The organism is Kitasatospora nipponensis, assembly GCF_039528135.1.
Classification (GTDB): domain Bacteria; phylum Actinomycetota; class Actinomycetes; order Streptomycetales; family Streptomycetaceae; genus Kitasatospora; species Kitasatospora nipponensis.
This window is the reverse complement of record NZ_BAAALF010001132.1, coordinates 1-525: the sequence shown is the minus strand read 5'-3', so window position 1 is coordinate 525 and position 525 is coordinate 1. Positions and strand designations below refer to the sequence as shown.

Below are 525 nucleotides of genomic sequence, written 5' to 3'. Positions count from 1 at the left end.
TACGGGTTGGTGTAGCCGGTGCCCTCGGTCGCCTTGACGTAGGCGAACTTGGCGCCGTTGGCGGCGACCGAGGACCAGTTGACGTTGCCCTGGTAGCTGGAGACGTCCAGCCCCTTGGTCTGCGTGACCAGTGGCTGCAGGCCGTCCGAGGCACTGCGGCCCTCGTGGGCGGCCACCGTGGAACCGGCGAAGTCCCGGTCCGGGTGGGTGGGTTGGAAAGCGCGACCGGCCGGATCGGCCTGCGCCGGGACGGCGGCGGCCGCACCGAGCAGCAGGGCGGACAGGGCGACTGCGGCGAAGCGGGCAGTGCTGGACATGATCGCTCCTCGTGGCCTGGCAGGGTCTGGAACGTTCCACGCATGCCGACACGCGAATGCCGACGCACTCATCCCAATGATTGGCATGAACGCGCGGGCCGAGCGTAGCGGCCAACCACGGCCCACCGCTAGGGAACTGAGGCCACCTCAGCACACAACGGCCCACCAGGACCCGCGTAGACAGCGCATCGCCGCCCACTGTTCACCG

1 protein-coding gene is annotated in these 525 nt (G+C 69.5%); it reads right to left on the bottom strand.

The annotated features are described in order from the left end of the window. Window positions 1-317 (bottom strand): GH25 family lysozyme (locus tag ABD323_RS45255; RefSeq protein ID WP_344447756.1); only part of this gene is annotated, 317 nt, incomplete at its 3' end. Window positions 318-525: the final 208 nt, after the last annotated feature.